The following is a 16,882-nucleotide window of genomic DNA, read 5'->3' as shown; positions in this document are numbered from 1 at the left end:
AGTTGTGCTGACGGTACTGGCTAACGGCACCGGCATCAATACCATTTCTGCTCGCCGTCCGGGCGCTTCTTGAAGCGCTTCATGCTCCACATGTACTGGCTGGGGTAGCGCCGTACGTAGCGCTCGATCACCGCGCTCATGGCCGCTACGCCTTCATCCACATTCTCGCTGTACATGCCGGCGGGGGCCGCTTCGAGAATCACCTTGTATCCGGAACCATCGTCCAGGCGCAGCGCATGCAGGAATACGCCGACCGCCTTGCCGCCGGCCAGCATGCCCGGGACGAACTTGCTGGTCAGCGCCTGGGTGCCGCAGAACGGCACGAACACCCCGCTGCTGCGGCTCGGCTCGGGGTCCGCCGGAATGCCCACGGCACCGCCACGACGGACTTCCTTGATCACGCTGAGGATGCCTTCCTTGGTCGACGGCGCCACCCGGTTGCCCATCTGCACCCGCTGCTTGCGCAGCAGCTCGTCCACCGCCTTCAGCTTCGGCGGACGGTAGAAGATGATCGGCTTGCACTGCGCACAGTAGAAGTGGTTGAGCACTTCCCAGTTGCCCAGGTGGCTGGTGATGCCGACCACGCCCTTGCCACTGGCCAGGGCCTGCTGCAGCACCTCCAGGCCCTCGACTTCGCGCACCAGCGCGAGGGACTTTTGCGCCGGCCAGATCCAGGCACAGGCGCTCTCGGTCAGGGTCTTGCTGATGTCCTTGAGGCTTTGCCCGACCAGTGCCTCGCGGGCCTGGGCATCCAGCTCCGGGAAGCACTTGGCCAGGTTGATGCGCACCACCTCGCGCGAGCCGTTCGGCAGCTTCCACAGCAGCCAGCCGATGGTGTTGCCCACGGCCTGCACGGCGCGCCAGGGCAGCAGGGCGAACAAGCGCAGGAAACCGACGACCAGGGCGCCTTTGAACTTTTCCACGAGCAACTCCCGAACGGAAAGGGGCGGGCATTGTAACCAGTGTGACCGCCGGGTTCAGCCACGCAATGCGCGGTAGCGGTCACAGTCGATGGTGTGGTCCATGACCATCCCCGCCGCCTGCATGTAGGCATAACAGATGGTCGGGCCGACGAAGGTGAAGCCGCGCTGCTTCAGCGCCTTGCTCATCGCCTCGGCCTCGCTGGTCACCGCCGGCACTTCGCCACGGCCGGCGAAGTGGTTGATCTTCGGCACTCCACCGACGAAAGACCAGAGCAGCGCCACCGGATCCTCCAGCTCCAGCCAGGCCCGCGCATTCTGTCGCGCGGCCTTGAGCTTGAGGCGATTGCGGATGATGCCCGGGTCCTGCATCAGCTCGTCGATCTCCTCGTCGCTCATCTGCGCCAGGCGCTGCACATCGAAACCCCACAGCACTTCGCGGTAGCGCGCGCGTTTTTTCAGCACGGTGATCCACGCCAGGCCGGCCTGGAAGCCCTCCAGTAACAACAGCTCGAACAGGCGCTCGGCGTCGTACAGTGGCACGCCCCATTCCAGGTCGTGATAGGCGATGTACAGCGGGTCGTCGTTACACCAGAAGCAGCGTGGCATGGGGCCTTCCTTGCGCTTTCCGCAGAATTGATCGGGTATACTGCCCGGCTTTATGCCCAAGCCTCGATACCGGTGAAATTCGTGAGCCAGACTACGCCCGACGTGAGCACCTTCCAAGGTCTGATCCTTGCCCTGCAGAGTTACTGGGCCGAGCAGGGGTGTGTGATCCTGCAGCCCTACGACATGGAAATGGGTGCCGGCACCTTCCACACCGCCACCTTCCTGCGCGCCATCGGCCCGGAGACCTGGAACGCCGCCTACGTGCAGCCGTCCCGGCGTCCCGCCGATGGCCGCTACGGCGAGAACCCCAACCGCCTGCAGCACTACTACCAGTTCCAGGTGGTGCTCAAGCCGAACCCGGCGAACATCCAGGACCTGTACCTGGAATCGCTGCGCCGTATCGGCGTCGATACCCTGGTCCACGACATCCGCTTCGTCGAGGACAACTGGGAATCGCCGACCCTCGGCGCCTGGGGCCTGGGCTGGGAAGTCTGGCTGAACGGCATGGAAGTCACCCAGTTCACCTACTTCCAGCAGGTCGGCGGCGTCGAGTGCTACCCGGTCACCGGCGAGATCACCTACGGCCTGGAGCGCCTGGCCATGTACCTGCAGGGCGTCGACTCGGTGTACGACCTGGTCTACTCCGACGGCCCGTTCGGCAAGGTCACCTACGGCGACGTGTTCCACCAGAACGAAGTGGAGCAGTCCACCTTCAACTTCGAACACGCCAACGTCGACAAGCTGTTCGACCTGTTCGACTTCTACGAGTCCGAGGCCAACCGCCTGATGGAGCTGCAGCTGCCGCTGCCGGCCTACGAAATGGTGATCAAGGCCTCGCACAGCTTCAACCTGCTGGATGCCCGCCGCGCCATCTCGGTGACCGCGCGCCAGCAATACATCCTGCGCGTGCGCACCCTGGCGCGGAATATCGCCCAGAGCTACCTGCTGGCCCGCGCCAAGCTCGGCTTCCCGATGGCCACCCCCGAACTGCGTGACGAAGTACTGGCGAAGCTGGAGATTGCAGAATGAGCGCCCATGATTTCCTGGTTGAACTGGGCACCGAAGAGCTGCCGCCGAAAGCCCTGAAGAGCCTCGGCGAAGCCTTCCTCGCCGGTGTCGAGAAGGGCCTCAAGGCCGCCGGCCTGGGCTACGTCAAGGCCCGCTACTATGCCGCGCCGCGCCGCCTGGCCGTGCAGGTCGAAGCGCTGGCCAGCCAGCAGCCGGACCGCACCGTCAACCTCGACGGCCCGCCGGTGCAGGCCGCCTTCGACAAGGACGGCAACCCGACCCAGGCCGCCCTGGGCTTCGCCAAGAAGTGTGGCGTCGAGCTGAGCCAGATCGACCAGAGCGGGCCGAAGCTGAAGTTCAGCCAGTCGATCGCCGGGCAGAAGACCGTCAGCCTGCTGCCGGACATAGTCGCCGCAGCGCTGAACGACCTGCCGATCCCCAAGCGCATGCGCTGGGGCGCCGGCAAGACCGAATTCGTCCGCCCCAGCCAGTGGCTGGTGATGCTGTTCGGCCAGCACGTGGTCGATTGCGAAATCCTCGCCCAGAAGGCCGGGCGCATGTCCCGCGGCCACCGCTTCCACGCCAACTTCGAAGTGGCGATCGAGAGCCCGGCCAGCTACTCCCACGACCTGCGCGGCGCCTTCGTGGTCGCCGACTTCGCCAAGCGCCGCGAGCAGATCGCCGCGCGCGTGGCAGAACTGGCCAAGGCCGAGAACGGCACCGCCATCGTCCCGCCGGCGCTGCTGGATGAAGTGGCCGCCCTGGTCGAATGGCCGGTGCCGCTGGTCTGCTCGTTCGAGGAACGTTTCCTCGAGGTGCCGCAGGAAGCGCTGATCACCACCATGCAGGACAACCAGAAGTACTTCTGCCTGCTGGACGCCAACGGCAAGCTGCTGCCGCGCTTCATCACCGTGGCCAACATCGAGTCGAAAGACCCGGCGCAGATCGTTTCCGGCAACGAGAAGGTGGTGCGCCCGCGCCTCACCGACGCCGAGTTCTTCTTCAAGCAGGACAAGCGCCAGCCACTGGAGAAGCGCAACGAGCGCCTGGCCAACGTGGTGTTCCAGGCCCAGCTCGGCAGCGTGTTCAACAAGGCCGAGCGGGTTTCCGCCCTGGCCGGTTTCATCGCCGAGCGCATCGGCGGCGACGCCACCCGTGCGGCCCGTGCCGGCATCCTCTCCAAGTGCGACCTGGCCAGCGAGATGGTCGGCGAGTTCCCGGAAATGCAGGGCATCGCCGGCTACTACTACGCCAAGCACGACGGCGAGGCCGACGACGTGGCCCAGGCGCTGAATGAGCAGTACATGCCGCGCGGCGCCGGCGCCGAGCTGCCGCAGACCCTCACCGGCGCGGCCGTGGCGGTGGCCGACAAGCTCGACACCCTGGTCGGCATCTTCGGCATCGGCATGCTGCCCACCGGCTCCAAGGACCCCTACGCCCTGCGTCGTGCCGCGCTGGGCGTGCTGCGCATCCTGATCGAGAAGCAGCTGGACCTGGACCTGGGCGCAGCCATCGCCTTCGCCATCGATCAGTATGGCGACAAGGTCAAGACCGCCGGCCTGGCCGCTCAGGTACAGGACTTCATCTTCGATCGCCTGCGTGCGCGCTATGAAGACGAAGGCGTCGACGTCGCCGTGTACCAGGCCGTGCGCGCCCTCAACCCGACCGCGCCGCTGGACTTCGACCAGCGCGTGCAGGCCGTGCAGGCCTTCCGCGCGCGCAGCGAAGCCGAGGCCCTGGCCGCGGCCAACAAGCGCGTGTCCAACCTGCTGGGCAAGTTCGACGGGCAGATCCCGGCCAGCGTCGACAACGCCCTGCTCGAAGCCGGTGCCGAGCAGACCCTGGCCGCCGCCGTGGCCGCCGCCGAACAGGCCGTGGCACCGCTGGCAGTCGCGCGCCGCTACCGCGAGGCGCTGGAGCAACTGGCCAGCCTGCGCGAGCCGGTGGATGCGTTCTTCGAGGCGGTGCTGGTCAACGCCGAGGATGCCGCCGTACGGGCCAACCGCTACGCCCTGCTGGCCAAGCTGCGCGGGCTGTTCCTCGGCGTCGCCGACATCTCGCTGCTGGGCTGATCGATGAAGCTGCTGATCCTCGACCGCGACGGCGTGATCAATTACGACTCCGACGCCTACATCAAGTCGCTGGAGGAGTGGATTCCACTGCCCGGCGCGGTCGAGGCCATCGCCCGCCTGAGCAAGGCCGGCTGGACCGTGGCGGTGGCCACCAACCAGTCCGGCCTGGCTCGCGGTTACTACGACCTGGCCACCCTCGAGGCCATGCACGCGCGCCTGCGTGAGCTGGTGGCGGAGCAGGGCGGCGCAGTCGGCCTGATCGTGCACTGCCCGCACGGCCCGGACGATGGCTGTGCCTGCCGCAAGCCGAAACCGGGCATGCTGCAGCAGATCGCCGCACACTACGCCGTGCCACTGGACGGCGTCTGGTTCATCGGCGACAGTCGCGGTGACCTCGAGGCCGCGCTGGCCGTCCACTGCCAACCGGTTCTGGTGAAGACCGGCAAAGGTGAACGGACCCTCGGCAAGCCATTGCCTGCGGGGACCCTGGTATTCGATGATCTGGCGGCCATCGCCGATCGGCTTCTTCTCTAAGGTCAAAGCTCAATGTCGACAGTGCAGGCCCTCAGAACCTTCCTCTTCTACCTGCTGCTGTCCGCCAGCGCGTTCGTCTGGTGCACCCTGTGCGTGTTCATCGCGCCGCTGCTGCCGTTCCGCGCCCGCTATCGCCTGGTGATCCAGACCTGGTGCCGCTGCGCCACCTGGCTGGCGAAAACCGTGGTCGGCCTGCGCTATGAGGTCGAAGGCGTGGAGAACATCCCGCAGCGGCCCTGCGTGATCCTCGCCAAGCACCAGAGCACCTGGGAGACCTTCTTCCTCTCCGCCTTCTTCGAGCCGCTGTCGCAGGTGGTCAAGCGCGAGCTGCTGCACGTGCCGTTCTTCGGCTGGGCGATGGCCCTGCTCAGGCCCATCGCCATCGACCGCAGCAACCCCAAGGCGGCGCTCAAGCAACTGGCCAAGCAGGGCCACGAGCGCCTGGAGCAGGGCGCCTGGGTGCTGGTGTTCCCGGAAGGCACGCGGATTCCGCCGGGGCATATCGGCAAGTTCTCCCGCGGCGGTGCGGCGCTGGCGGTGAATGCCGGCCTGCCGGTACTGCCGGTCGCCCACAATGCCGGCGAGTTCTGGCCCAAGCAGGGCTGGGCCAAGTACCCGGGCACCATCAAGGTGGTCATCGGCCCGGTCATGCACGCCGAGGGCAGTGGCCCGCGCGCCATCGCCGAACTCAACGAGCGGGCCTTCGCCTGGGTCAAGCAGACCCAGCAGCGAATCTCCGCCGTGCCGCTGCAGGACGAGCCGGCAGAGGCCTCCGAAGTCGTTTGAGGGCAATTGTGGATAAGCTGTGCACGAAATCCGCTCAATAGATACAAGTCATTGAAATACAAGGTTTAACTGCAATTTATGGCTAACCTGCGGCGGGGCATAAGTTTTTCCCTGCCGCGCCGGGCGGGCAAATCCATGAATTGCGCACGCTGGAACCCAGGGCAACCGGGCTAAGCTAGGAGCTGGCCGCCGGCCCCGCTGAAAAAGGAATTTCGTTCATGCTGTCGATCTATCAGCTCAAACCGCGTTTCCAGAATCTGCTGCGGCCCGGCGTGCAACGCCTGTTCGACCGTGGCGTCACCGCCAACCAGGTGACCCTGGCCGCCGGCATCGTCTCGCTGCTGCTCGGCGGCCTCCTCGCCCTGCTGCCCGGCCATGTCTGGCTGTTCGCCCTGATCCCGCTGTGGATGCTCCTGCGCATGGCGCTGAATGCCGTGGACGGCATGCTCGCCCGCGAGTTCGGCCAGCAGTCCAGGCTCGGCGCCTACCTCAACGAATTGTGCGACGTGATCGCCGACAGCGCCCTGTACCTGCCGTTCGCCCTGCTGCCCGGCGTCTCGCCGCTGCTGGTGGTGCTGGTGGTGCTGTTTGCGCTGATCAGCGAATACGCCGGCGTGCTCGGGCCGATGGTCGGTGCCTCGCGGCGCTACGACGGGCCCATGGGCAAGAGCGACCGCGCCTTCTGCTTCGGCGTGCTGGGTGCCGGTGTGGCGTGCGGGCTGCTGGCGGCGTCTTGGATAAACGGGCTGCTCGCGGTGATCCTGGCCCTGCTGCTGTACACCCTGTTCAACCGCGTGCGCCAAGGTCTGGCCGAGGCGACACAACCCTCCTGATCGGAATAAGGATATTTCGATGCGTGAAGCTCAGAACCACATCTTCACCACCCACGATGGCGTCGAGCTGCTCTATCGCCACTGGCCCGCCACCACACCGACTGCAGGCCCACGCCAGGCCGTGGTGATGTTCCACCGCGGCCACGAGCATGGCGGGCGCATGGCCCACCTGGTCGACGAACTGGATCTGCCCGAGTTCGACTTCTTCGCCTGGGATGCCCGCGGCCACGGCCTGTCCCCCGGCGCCCGCGGCGACAGCCCGAGCTTCGCCACCAGCGTGCGCGACGTGCAGAGCTTTATCGAGCATATCGGCAGCCGCCATGGCATCGCGGAAACGGACCTGGCCGTGCTGGCGCAGAGCGTCGGCGCCGTGCTGGTGTCGACCTGGGCCCACGACTACGCGCCGAAGATCCGCTGCCTGGTGCTCGCCTCGCCGGCGTTCAAGGTCAAGCTCTACGTGCCGTTCGCCCGCCCGGGGCTGAAGCTGATGCGCGCCTGGCGCGGCAACTTCTTCGTCAACAGCTACGTCAAGGCCAGGTTCCTCAGCCATGACCCGGCACGCATCGCCTCGTTCGACAGCGACCCGCTGATCAGCCGACCGATCTCGGTGAACATGCTGCTGGGCCTGTATGAAGCCGCCGACCGCGTGGTCGCCGATGCCCAGGCGATCCAGATTCCCACCCAGCTGCTGATTTCCGGGGCCGACTTCGTGGTGCATCGCCAGCCGCAGGAACAGTTCTTCGAGCGCCTGGGCAGCCTGCGCAAGGAAAAGCACATCCTCCCCGGTTTCTTCCACGATACCCTCGGCGAGCGCGACCGCGCCCATGCCCTGGTACGGGCGCGGCGCTTCATCCTGCGCAGTTTCGAGGAACCGCTGAACCGCCCCACGCTGCTGGATGCCGACCGCCTTGGCGCCACCTGCGCGGAAGCCGAGGAGCTGGCCGCGCCGCTGCCGCGCAATTCCCTCGGCGACCTGTACTGGCGTGCCACCCGCGCCGGACTCAAGCTCGGCAGCGGGCTGTCCGACGGGGTCAGGCTGGGCTTCGAAACCGGCTTCGACTCCGGCAGCACCCTGGACTATGTCTACCGCAATACCCCGAGCGGCAACAGCGCCCTGGGTCGGCTGATCGATGCGAACTACCTCGACTCCATCGGCTGGCGCGGCATCCGCCAGCGCAAGGTGCATGCCGAGGAACTGCTGCGCCTGGCCATGGGCAAACTGCGCGAGGCGGGCAGGGCGGTGCGCATCGTCGATATCGCCGCCGGCCACGGCCGCTACATCCTCGAATCCCTCGAAGGCCTGGAGCACAAGCCGGACGCGATCCTGCTGCGCGACTACAGCGAGATCAACGTGCGCGACGGCGCCGCGCTGATCGAGCAGAAAGGCCTGGGCGCCATCGCCCGCTTCGTCAAAGGCGATGCCTTCGACAAGGCAGACCTGGCCGCCCTCGATCCCAAGCCGACGCTGGCGGTGGTCTCCGGCCTGTACGAACTGTTCGGCAGCAACCAGATGGTCGGCGACTCGCTGGCCGGCCTGGCGGCGGCGGTCGAGGAGGGCGGCTATCTGGTCTACACCGGCCAGCCCTGGCACCCGCAGCTGGAGCTGATCGCCCGCGCCCTGACCAGCCACCGCGACGGCCAGCCCTGGGTCATGCGCCGGCGCAGCCAGGCGGAGATGGACCAACTGGTGGAGGCCGCCGGTTTCCGCAAGCTGACCCAGCGCATCGACCAGTGGGGCATCTTCAGCGTATCCCTGGCCCAGCGGGTGTCCTGATGGACGCCCACCCGCCCCGCGAAACCGGGCTGTGGAAACGCGGGGGGCTCTGGCTGCTGCTGCTCGGCCCGCTGTTCTTCGCCAGCTACGGCTTCGCCAACTGGCTGACCGTGCGGCGCGAGGATGTCGGCAGCCTGGTGTTCGCCTGGGAAAGCGCGATACCGCTGTGGCCCTGGAGCATCGTGCCCTACTGGTCGATCGACCTGCTCTACGGCCTGTCCTTCCTGCTCCCGGCCAGCCGCCGGGAAATGGACCGGCACGCCCTGCGCCTGCTCAGTGCACAGATCCTCTGCGTCGCCGGCTTCCTGCTCTGGCCGCTGCGTTTCACCGTCGAACGGCCGGAACTGAGCGGGGTGTTCGGCTGGATGTTCGACGTGCTGATGGGCTTCGACAAACCCTTCAACCAGGCGCCTTCGCTGCATATCGCCCTGCTGGTGATCATCTGGACGATGTTCGCCCGGCATACCCGTGGCGTGCTGCTGCGTGGCCTGCTGCACGGCTGGATGGCGCTGATCGGCCTGTCGGTGCTGACCACCTGGCAGCACCACTTCATCGATGTGCCCACCGGCGCCCTGGCCGGCTGGCTGTGCGTGTGGCTGTGGCCGCTGGCCGGGCGCAGTCCGCTGCAGCAGGCCAGCCTGGCCCGCGAAGCCCGGCGCTGGCAGCTGGCCCTGGGCTACGGCTTCGCCGCGGCGCTGTGCATGACCCTGGCGCTCAACCTGGGCGGCGCCTGGCTGTGGCTGCTGTGGCCGGCCCTGGCGCTGCTGCTGGTGGCGCTGAACTACGCCTGCTTCGGCGCCAAGGGCTTCCAGAAGCAGGCCAATGGGCGCCTGAGCCATGCGGCGCAGTGGTTGTTCGCCCCCTACCTGGCCGCAGCCTGGCTCAACTCGCGGCTGTGGACCCGGCGCCAGCCGCAGGCGGATCAGATAGTCGAGGGCATCTGGCTCGGACGCTTGCCTGGGGCAGGGCAGGTCCAGCCGTTCGCCGCGCTGCTCGACCTGTGCGCCGAGCTGCCGCTCGAGCCCCAGGGCAAGGCCTACCGCGCGCTGCCCTGGCTCGACCTCTGCGCCCTCACGCCCGAGGCCTGCCTGCAGGCGGCCGAAGCCGTCGAGGACCTGCGTCGGCACGGGCCACTGCTGGTCTGCTGCGCCCTCGGTTACTCGCGCAGCGCCACCGCCGTGGCGGCCTGGCTGCTGCACCATGGCCACTGCCAGGATGTCCCGGCGGCGCTGCAGCGAATCCGCCAGGCCAGGCCCCGGATCGTCCTCGGCCACGCCCAGCAACAGGCCCTGCGCGACATGCAACGCCTGCCACGAACGGCCGAAAAGCCCGTGCTGGAGGTCGCCCATGGCCTCTGAGATGCAACTGCAGCTGGTCGCCAGCCTGCTGCGCCGCGGGCGCCAGCTCGACCGGCTGTCCGGTGGACTGACCCTGCTGGCCCTGGCCGTCGGCCTCGCCCCCTTGCTCGGCGGCAAACCCAACCCCGCCAGCGCACTGCTCTGCGGCCTGCTGGTGATGCTCGGCCTGGCGCAGAAGTACTGGGCCGTGCGGGTCGCCCTGGATGGCGAACTGTTCACCCGCCTGGCCCGGCAGCCGGAACAGCTGGCGGCCCGCACCCAGCAGCTCAATCAGGCCCTGGCCGGGCTCGGCCTGCAACCGGCCACGGCCGGCGGGCGCGACTGGGACGCGCGCAGCCGCGGCGCCCTGCACCTGTTGCGCCGGCAGGTGCTGTGGCTGGGTGCCCAAGTACTACTGGCCCTGGCCGCCATTCTGGCCATGCCCTGGTTTTCCTTCGCTGGATAGGAGTTGTCCATGCTTGCTTCATTGATTGCCTTTGCCATCACCTCGGCGGCGCGCCTGCTCACCGGCGCCCGCGCGCTGTGGCTGGGTTGCACCGCGCAACCGGTACAGCGCCTGTACTACGCCAACCACAGCAGCCACGGCGACTTCGTCCTGCTGTGGGCCTCGCTGCCCGACGAGCTGCGCCGCAGCACCCGCCCGGTGGCCGGCGCCGATTACTGGCAGCGCGACAGCCTGCGCCGCTACGTGATCAACGAAGTGTTCAACGGCGTGCTGATCGACCGCGAGCGCAGCAGCCCCGAGAGCAACCCGCTGCAACCCATGCTCGATGCCCTGGACAATGGCGACTCGCTGATCCTCTTCCCCGAAGGCACGCGCAACCTCGGCGACGAGCCCCTGCTGCCGTTCAAGAGCGGCCTGTTCCACCTGGCCATGGCCCGTCCGCAGGTCGAGCTGGTTCCGGTGTGGATCGCCAACCTCAACCGGGTCATGCCCAAGGGCCGCGCGCTGCCGCTGCCGCTGCTGTGCACCCTGAGCTTTGGCGCGCCCCTGGAGCGCCTGGCCGACGAAGACAAGGCGGCGTTCCTCGAACGTGCGCGTAACGCCCTGCTGGCACTCGCGCCCGAGGAGGCCTGAGATGGATCGCAATACCCTGCTGTTGTTCGTCGGCATCGGTGCCGTACTGCTGCTGGCCTCGCTGGTCGGCTTCATCCTCAAGCGCCGCTCCGGTGATGCGCCCAATGCGGTGATCGACAACCTCAATGCGCGCATCAATGCCTGGTGGGTGATGGTGCTGGTGATCGGCATCGCCTTCCTATTCGGCAAGACCGGGGTAATCGTGCTGTTCTACGGCGTGTCGTTCTACGCCCTGCGCGAGTTCATGACCCTCACGCCGACCCGGCGCAGCGACTACCCGGCCCTGGTCGCCGCCTTCTACTTCGCCTTGCCGGTGCAGTACCTGCTGATCGGCATCGACTGGTATGGCATGTTCAGCATCTTCATCCCGGTCTACCTGTTCCTCCTCCTGCCGATCCTCGCCTCCCTCGGCGGCGATACCACGCGCTTCCTCGAACGTGCGTCAAAGGTGCAGTGGGGGCTGATGATCGCGGTGTACTGCATCTCCGCGGTGCCGGCCCTGCTGACCCTGGATATCCCCGGCTACGAGGGGCGCAACCTGCTGCTGATCGCCTGGCTGGTGATAGTCGTGCAGCTGTCCGACGTGCTGCAGTACGTCTGCGGCAAACTGTTCGGCCAGCACAAGATCGCCCCGCTGCTGTCGCCGTCGAAGACCGTCGAAGGCTTCGTCGGTGGCGTGGCCCTGGCCACCCTGGTGGGCGCGCTGCTGTGCTGGATCACCCCGTTCGGCTTCTGGCAGGCCGCCGCGCTGGCCCTGCTGGTCAACCTGCTGGGCTTTGCCGGCGGCCTGGTGATGTCGGCGATCAAGCGCGACCGCGGCGTCAAGGACTGGGGCCATATGATCGAAGGCCACGGCGGCATGCTCGACCGCCTCGACTCGGTGTGCTTCGCTGCGCCGATCTTCTTCCATGTGGTGCGCTACTGGTGGGCGTGAATCACAGCTGAGAAAAAACCCGGCGCCTGCCGGGTTTTTTCTGTCCGCCTTTACGGCAAATACCCGGGCAGCGGCGCAAGACGACCTTGGTTTTACTCAGCGGCCTGCAAATTATCCCCACAATCTTAGTGTGGCCACTAGACTGGCAGCATCCTCGGTTAATGCCAGTACAGCCGCTTGACCAGCATGATCGCCCACACCCCGACCCTGTTCGCCTCGGTAGCCCTGGTCGCCACGATCATGGCGTTCTGCCTGATCCTGGTCGGGCAGCTGAACAAACGCGATGGCCTGTTCACCACCGGCTGCGGCCTGCTCGCCCATGCCCTGGCCTATGTCTGCTACACCCTCTACGGGCAGGCCGCACTGTGGCTCACCTATGGCTTGGCCAATCTGTTGCTGTCCGTGGCCCTGGCGCTGTACACCGCCGGCATCTTCCGCATCCGTGAACTGCGTGTGCCCTGGCCGCTGATCGCCAGCCTGCCTGCGCTCATGGCGCTGCTGATGGCCACGCTGATCGACACCCGCGAGCCGCGCATGCTGGCCGCCTCGGGCGTGCTCACCGGGCAATGCCTGCTGCTCGTCTACTGGGCCTACCGACATGCCCGCTCGACCGGCCGCTCCTACATGTTGCTGATGATTGGCGGCGGCATCAGCCTGATCGGCCTGACCCTGCGGATCATCGCCATCCTGGCGGGAGGCGCCACGGAAATGCAGTACGACGTCAGCAACCTGAAGCAGACCATTTCCGTCAGCATCGGCACGGTCACCGTGATGATGTACTCCCTGGGCCTGGTGCTGTTGTCGAATGAACGCAGCGAATCGCGCCTGCGGCAGATGGCCCGCCAGGATGTGCTCACCGGTATCCTCAACCGCCGCGCCATCCTCGAACAGCTCACCGAGGAGCTGGAGCGCGCCCGCCGTTGCGGCAGCACGCTGGCCATCGCCATGATCGACATCGATCACTTCAAGCAGATCAACGACCAGCACGGCCACCTGGCCGGCGACGAGGTGCTCTGCCACTGCGTGCGCAACCTGCAACAGCGCCTGCGCCAGTCCGACTGCATCGGCCGCTACGGGGGCGAGGAGTTTCTCCTGTTGCTGCCGGCGACCAGCGCCGAAGGTGCCATGGTCGCCGTCGATGCCCTGCGCGAAGCCCTGGCACAGACCCCGGCGCACTACGCTGGAACCACCATCCCCCTGAGCTTCAGCGCCGGCCTCTGGTGCGGCGTACCCGGCCCGGACGACAGTACCGATCAGCTCATCGCCCGCTCGGACAAGGCGCTCTACGCCGCCAAGGCCGGAGGACGCAACTGCCTGAGCCTGTCGGTACCGCCAGAGCGCCTGCAAGCGCAGGCCTGAACGGGCAGGGTAGGCTGAGGCGCAAAAAAAAATGCCCCGGCAGAGCGCAGTCTGCCGGGGCATTTCTGTTCCCGCTTAGGGGCCGGTCAGAAGTCCAGGTTGGACACCGCCAGGGCGTTGCTTTCGATGAAGTCGCGGCGCGGCTCCACGGCATCGCCCATCAGGGTGTTGAAGATCTGGTCGGCGGCGATGGCGTCCTCGATGGTCACCTTGAGCATGCGGCGCACGCTCGGGTCCATGGTGGTTTCCCACAGCTGTTCCGGGTTCATCTCGCCCAGCCCCTTATAGCGCTGGATGCTGTGACGCTTGGTGCTTTCGGCCATCAGCCAGGTCAGCGCTTCCTTGAAGGTGCTGACCGGCTTCTTGCGCTCGCCGCGCTGCACGTAGGCACCGTCTTCCAGCAGGCTGTTGAGCTGCTCGCCGAGGGTGGTCACGGTGCGATAGTCGTTGCTGGCGAAGAAATCACGGTTGAAGGTGATGTAGCTCGACAGGCCGTGGGCCATGACTTCCACTTCTGGCAGCCACAGGTGACGCTCACGGTCTTCACGCAAGCTGGCGGTGTAGGTCTGCCCTGACTTCTCGACGCCCTTCAGGCGCGCCTGGAAGGCCTCCAGCCAGGTCTGCATGGCGGCATGGTCGGCCAGCTGCTCGACCGATACGCGCGGCAGGTAGACGAAGTGCTCGGTGATGTCCTGCGGGTAGACGCGGGACAGGCGGCCGAGGGTCTTCATCACCGCGCGGTATTCGTTGACCAGCTTCTCCAGCGCGGCGCCGGAAAGGCCCGGGGCGTTCTCGTTGACGTGCAGGCTGGCATCGTCGAGGGCCGACTGGGTCATGTATTCGTCCATGGCCTCGTCGTCCTTGATGTACTGCTCCTGCTTGCCCTTCTTCACCTTGTACAGCGGCGGCTGGGCGATATAGATGTAGCCACGCTCGACCAGCTCCGGCAGCTGACGGAAGAAGAAGGTCAGCAGCAGGGTGCGGATGTGCGAACCGTCGACGTCGGCGTCGGTCATGATGATGATGTTGTGGTAGCGCAGCTTGTCGATGTTGTACTCGTCGCGCCCGATACCGCAGCCGAGAGCGGTGATCAGGGTGCCGACTTCCTGGGAGGAAATCATGCGGTCGAAACGGGCGCGCTCGACGTTGAGGATCTTGCCCTTGAGCGGCAGGATCGCCTGGGTCTTGCGGTTACGGCCCTGCTTGGCAGAACCACCCGCGGAGTCCCCTTCCACGATGTAGAGTTCGGACAGCGCTGGGTCTTTTTCCTGGCAGTCGGCCAGCTTGCCGGGCAGGCCGGCGATATCCAGCGCGCCTTTGCGACGGGTCATCTCGCGCGCCTTGCGCGCCGCTTCGCGGGCGCGGGCGGCGTCGATCATCTTGCCGACCACGGCCTTGGCTTCGTTGGGGTTCTCCAGCAGGAAGTCGGCGAAGTGCTTGCCCATCTCCTGTTCCACCGCGGTTTTCACCTCGGAGGAAACCAGCTTGTCCTTGGTCTGCGAGCTGAACTTCGGGTCCGGCACCTTGACCGAGATGATCGCGGTCAGGCCTTCGCGGGCATCGTCACCGGTGGTCGCGACCTTGTGCTTCTTGGCCAGGCCTTCGGCTTCGATGTAGTTGTTCAGGTGGCGGGTGAGGGCGGAGCGGAAGCCGGCCAGGTGGGTGCCGCCGTCACGCTGCGGAATGTTGTTGGTGAAGCACAGCAGGTTCTCGTTGAAGCTGTCGTTCCACTGCAGGGCGACTTCCACACCCACGCCGTCTTCCTCGCGCTGGATGTTGAAGTGGAACACCTGGTTGACCACGGTCTTGTTGGTGTTCAGGTATTCGACGAAGGCCTTGAGGCCGCCTTCGTACTTGAACAGCTCTTCCTTGCCGCTGCGCTCGTCCTTGAGGACGATGCCGACCCCGGAGTTGAGGAAGGACAGTTCACGCAGGCGCTTGGCCAGGATGTCCCAGCTGAAGTGGATGTTGTGGAAGGTGTCTTCCGACGGCTTGAAGTGGATCTGCGTGCCGGTGCCATCGGCATCGCCAACCGCGGCCAGCGGTGCCTGCGGGACGCCATGCACGTAGGTCTGTTCCCAGACCTTGCCGCTGCGGCGAATGGTCAGCACCAGTTCCTTGGACAGCGCGTTGACTACCGAGACACCCACGCCGTGCAGGCCGCCGGATACCTTGTAGCTGTTGTCATCGAACTTACCGCCGGCATGCAGCACGGTCATGATGACCTCGGCGGCGGAGACGCCTTCTTCCTTGTGCATGTCCACCGGGATGCCGCGACCGTTGTCGCGTACGGTGATCGACTCATCCGGGTGGATGGTGATGCTGATGTCGCTGCAGTGACCGGCCAGAGCTTCGTCGATCGAGTTGTCGACCACCTCGAAGACCATGTGGTGCAGACCACTGCCGTCATCGGTGTCGCCGATGTACATGCCTGGTCGCTTGCGTACGGCATCCAGGCCCTTGAGGACCTTGATACTGTTGGAGTCGTACGTTTGGTTTTCGCTCATGCCTTCACTCCCGGTGGTCGTGTCTGGGTGATACAGCCATGTTCCACGTGGAACATGGCGACCGGCGTATCCGTGCGCCAGCCATCATTCAATAATTCGTGATCGACACAGGTGATGAACACCTGACACTGCAAATCATCCAGCAGTCGGCACAAGGCCCGTCGATGTTGCTCATCCAGCTCCGACGGCAAGTCGTCCACCAGATAAATGCATTGGCCATGTTTGGCCTGGTTCAGCAGATGCCCCTGGGCGATGCGCAGTGCGCAGACCACCAGCTTCTGCTGACCGCGGGACAGAATCTCCGCGGCATTGTGTGCGCCGAGGCGCAGGCGTAAATCGGCGCGCTGCGGTCCGGCCTGGGTATGGCCGAGTTGCTGATCACGGGGCAGGGTGGCAGCCAGTACATCGGTCAGCGCCTTGTCCTTGTCCCAGCCGCGGTAGTAGCTCAGGGTCAACCCTTCGAGCTCCACCAGCTCACTCAGCACCTGCTCAAACACCGGCTTGAGGGCCTGGATATAGGCCCGCCGATAACCATCCAGTTCATCGCTGGCTAGGCACAGCTCACGGTCCCACGCGGCCTGTGCAGCGCCGTCCAGTGTACCATGCCGCAGCCACGAGTTTCGCTGGCGCAGGGCCTTCTGCAGGCGCTGCCAGGCCGGCAAAAAGCGTGGTTCCACGTGGAACACTCCCCAGTCGAGGAACTGCCGACGAATCTTCGGCGCCCCTTCGAGCAGGCGGAAACTGTCCGGGTTGATCACCTGCAGCGGCAGCACTTCGGCAAGCTGTGCCGTGCTGCGTGCATTCTGTCCATCGATGCGGATCTGCAGTTCACCCTGGCGATCGCGGGAAATACCCAGATTGCTGGAACGATCATCAGCCAGCTCAACCTGACCGAATACGGTACAGGCCGGTTGCTCGTACTGAATCATCGGCAGCAGCTTGTTGCTGCGAAAGGAGCGGGCAAGGCCGAGCAGATGGATGGCTTCCAGCAGGCTGGTCTTGCCGCTGCCGTTGGCGCCATGAAGGATGTTGATGCGGGGGGAGGGGGAGAGCGTCACCGGGTGCAGATTTCGCACCGCGGTGACGGTGACACGGGAGAGGGACATTCAG

The 16,882-nt window shown here is 66.0% G+C and carries 14 protein-coding genes and 1 pseudogene; 11 read left to right on the top strand and 4 right to left on the bottom strand.

The features are described from left to right. Nucleotides 1–35: 35 nt before the first annotated feature. Nucleotides 36–923: a lysophospholipid acyltransferase gene (locus F3I62_RS02115; RefSeq protein ID WP_160488031.1), complete on the bottom strand. Its 888-nt coding sequence runs from the start codon at nucleotides 921–923 to the stop codon at nucleotides 36–38. Between the two features lie 54 nt (nucleotides 924–977). Continuing rightward, nucleotides 978–1,529, bottom strand: coding sequence for a DNA-3-methyladenine glycosylase I (locus tag F3I62_RS02110; RefSeq protein WP_160488030.1), 552 nt, complete (start codon nucleotides 1,527–1,529; stop codon nucleotides 978–980). Between the two features lie 81 nt (nucleotides 1,530–1,610). On the opposite strand from F3I62_RS02110, the gene glyQ reads away from it, so the two are divergent. The 11 genes from glyQ to F3I62_RS02055 all read left to right on the top strand — a co-directional run bounded on the left by glyQ (nucleotide 1,611) and on the right by F3I62_RS02055 (nucleotide 13,265). Further along, on the top strand, nucleotides 1,611–2,558 hold the full coding sequence (glyQ, locus tag F3I62_RS02105; RefSeq protein WP_160488029.1) for a glycine--tRNA ligase subunit alpha: 948 nt from the start codon (nucleotides 1,611–1,613) through the stop codon (nucleotides 2,556–2,558). Next, nucleotides 2,555–4,609 (top strand): glycine--tRNA ligase subunit beta, encoded by a 2,055-nt coding sequence (gene glyS / locus F3I62_RS02100; protein WP_160488028.1) that lies wholly within the window; start codon nucleotides 2,555–2,557, stop codon nucleotides 4,607–4,609. Before glyQ ends, glyS begins: the two co-directional genes overlap by 4 nt. A gap of 3 nt (nucleotides 4,610–4,612) precedes the next feature. Further along, nucleotides 4,613–5,143, top strand: a complete 531-nt coding sequence (gene gmhB / locus F3I62_RS02095) for a D-glycero-beta-D-manno-heptose 1,7-bisphosphate 7-phosphatase (protein ID WP_160488027.1) — start codon at nucleotides 4,613–4,615, stop codon at nucleotides 5,141–5,143. A gap of 12 nt (nucleotides 5,144–5,155) precedes the next feature. After that, on the top strand, nucleotides 5,156–5,929 hold the full coding sequence (locus F3I62_RS02090; protein ID WP_160488026.1) for a 1-acyl-sn-glycerol-3-phosphate acyltransferase: 774 nt from the start codon (nucleotides 5,156–5,158) through the stop codon (nucleotides 5,927–5,929). Nucleotides 5,930–6,147: 218 nt separating this feature from the next. Continuing rightward, entirely contained in the window at nucleotides 6,148–6,762 is a 615-nt protein-coding gene (locus F3I62_RS02085) for a CDP-alcohol phosphatidyltransferase family protein (RefSeq protein WP_160488025.1), read from the top strand. Nucleotides 6,763–6,781: 19 nt separating this feature from the next. Continuing rightward, nucleotides 6,782–8,536, top strand: a complete 1,755-nt coding sequence (locus F3I62_RS02080) for a bifunctional alpha/beta hydrolase/class I SAM-dependent methyltransferase (protein ID WP_160488024.1) — start codon at nucleotides 6,782–6,784, stop codon at nucleotides 8,534–8,536. Beyond that, nucleotides 8,536–9,894, top strand: coding sequence for a phosphatase PAP2/dual specificity phosphatase family protein (locus F3I62_RS02075; RefSeq protein ID WP_178122484.1), 1,359 nt, complete (start codon nucleotides 8,536–8,538; stop codon nucleotides 9,892–9,894). Before F3I62_RS02080 ends, F3I62_RS02075 begins: the two co-directional genes overlap by 1 nt. Continuing rightward, nucleotides 9,884–10,339 (top strand): hypothetical protein, encoded by a 456-nt coding sequence (locus F3I62_RS02070; RefSeq protein ID WP_160488023.1) that lies wholly within the window; start codon nucleotides 9,884–9,886, stop codon nucleotides 10,337–10,339. Before F3I62_RS02075 ends, F3I62_RS02070 begins: the two co-directional genes overlap by 11 nt. Before the next feature lie 9 nt (nucleotides 10,340–10,348). Further along, nucleotides 10,349–10,972 carry a 1-acyl-sn-glycerol-3-phosphate acyltransferase gene (locus tag F3I62_RS02065; protein ID WP_160488022.1) on the top strand — a complete coding sequence of 208 codons (624 nt, stop codon included), beginning with the start codon at nucleotides 10,349–10,351 and terminating at the stop codon, nucleotides 10,970–10,972. A 1-nt stretch (nucleotide 10,973) separates the two neighbouring features. Then, nucleotides 10,974–11,906: a phosphatidate cytidylyltransferase gene (locus F3I62_RS02060; protein ID WP_160488021.1), complete on the top strand. Its 933-nt coding sequence runs from the start codon at nucleotides 10,974–10,976 to the stop codon at nucleotides 11,904–11,906. A 186-nt stretch (nucleotides 11,907–12,092) separates the two neighbouring features. Beyond that, a complete protein-coding gene (locus F3I62_RS02055; protein WP_160488419.1) occupies nucleotides 12,093–13,265 on the top strand; it encodes a diguanylate cyclase in 1,173 nt (390 codons plus the stop codon). An 86-nt stretch (nucleotides 13,266–13,351) separates the two neighbouring features. On the opposite strand, the gene gyrB is transcribed toward F3I62_RS02055, so the two are convergent. Together gyrB and recF are read right to left on the bottom strand one after the other, a co-directional pair. Then, nucleotides 13,352–15,772, bottom strand: coding sequence for a DNA topoisomerase (ATP-hydrolyzing) subunit B (gene gyrB / locus F3I62_RS02050; RefSeq protein WP_160488020.1), 2,421 nt, complete (start codon nucleotides 15,770–15,772; stop codon nucleotides 13,352–13,354). Between the two features lie 4 nt (nucleotides 15,773–15,776). After that, nucleotides 15,777–16,878: pseudogene (recF, locus tag F3I62_RS02045) on the bottom strand (DNA replication/repair protein RecF). Nucleotides 16,879–16,882: the final 4 nt, after the last annotated feature.

Source organism: Pseudomonas sp. R-28-1W-6, from assembly GCF_009799925.1.
Classification (GTDB): domain Bacteria; phylum Pseudomonadota; class Gammaproteobacteria; order Pseudomonadales; family Pseudomonadaceae; genus Aquipseudomonas.
The sequence above is the reverse complement of the archived record's forward strand: the minus strand, read 5'-3'. Positions and strand labels throughout refer to the sequence as shown.

Coding starts and splice junctions, on each gene's coding strand:
- F3I62_RS02075 (WP_178122484.1), top strand. CDS start 8,536: ATGGACGCCCACCCGCCCCGCGAAACCGGGCTGTGGAAACGCGGGGGG.
- F3I62_RS02070 (WP_160488023.1), top strand. CDS start 9,884: ATGGCCTCTGAGATGCAACTGCAGCTGGTCGCCAGCCTGCTGCGCCGC.
- F3I62_RS02065 (WP_160488022.1), top strand. CDS start 10,349: ATGCTTGCTTCATTGATTGCCTTTGCCATCACCTCGGCGGCGCGCCTG.
- F3I62_RS02090 (WP_160488026.1), top strand. CDS start 5,156: ATGTCGACAGTGCAGGCCCTCAGAACCTTCCTCTTCTACCTGCTGCTG.
- F3I62_RS02060 (WP_160488021.1), top strand. CDS start 10,974: ATGGATCGCAATACCCTGCTGTTGTTCGTCGGCATCGGTGCCGTACTG.
- F3I62_RS02080 (WP_160488024.1), top strand. CDS start 6,782: ATGCGTGAAGCTCAGAACCACATCTTCACCACCCACGATGGCGTCGAG.
- gyrB (WP_160488020.1), bottom strand. CDS start 15,772: ATGAGCGAAAACCAAACGTACGACTCCAACAGTATCAAGGTCCTCAAG.
- F3I62_RS02085 (WP_160488025.1), top strand. CDS start 6,148: ATGCTGTCGATCTATCAGCTCAAACCGCGTTTCCAGAATCTGCTGCGG.
- gmhB (WP_160488027.1), top strand. CDS start 4,613: ATGAAGCTGCTGATCCTCGACCGCGACGGCGTGATCAATTACGACTCC.
- glyS (WP_160488028.1), top strand. CDS start 2,555: ATGAGCGCCCATGATTTCCTGGTTGAACTGGGCACCGAAGAGCTGCCG.
- F3I62_RS02055 (WP_160488419.1), top strand. CDS start 12,093: ATGATCGCCCACACCCCGACCCTGTTCGCCTCGGTAGCCCTGGTCGCC.
- F3I62_RS02110 (WP_160488030.1), bottom strand. CDS start 1,529: ATGCCACGCTGCTTCTGGTGTAACGACGACCCGCTGTACATCGCCTAT.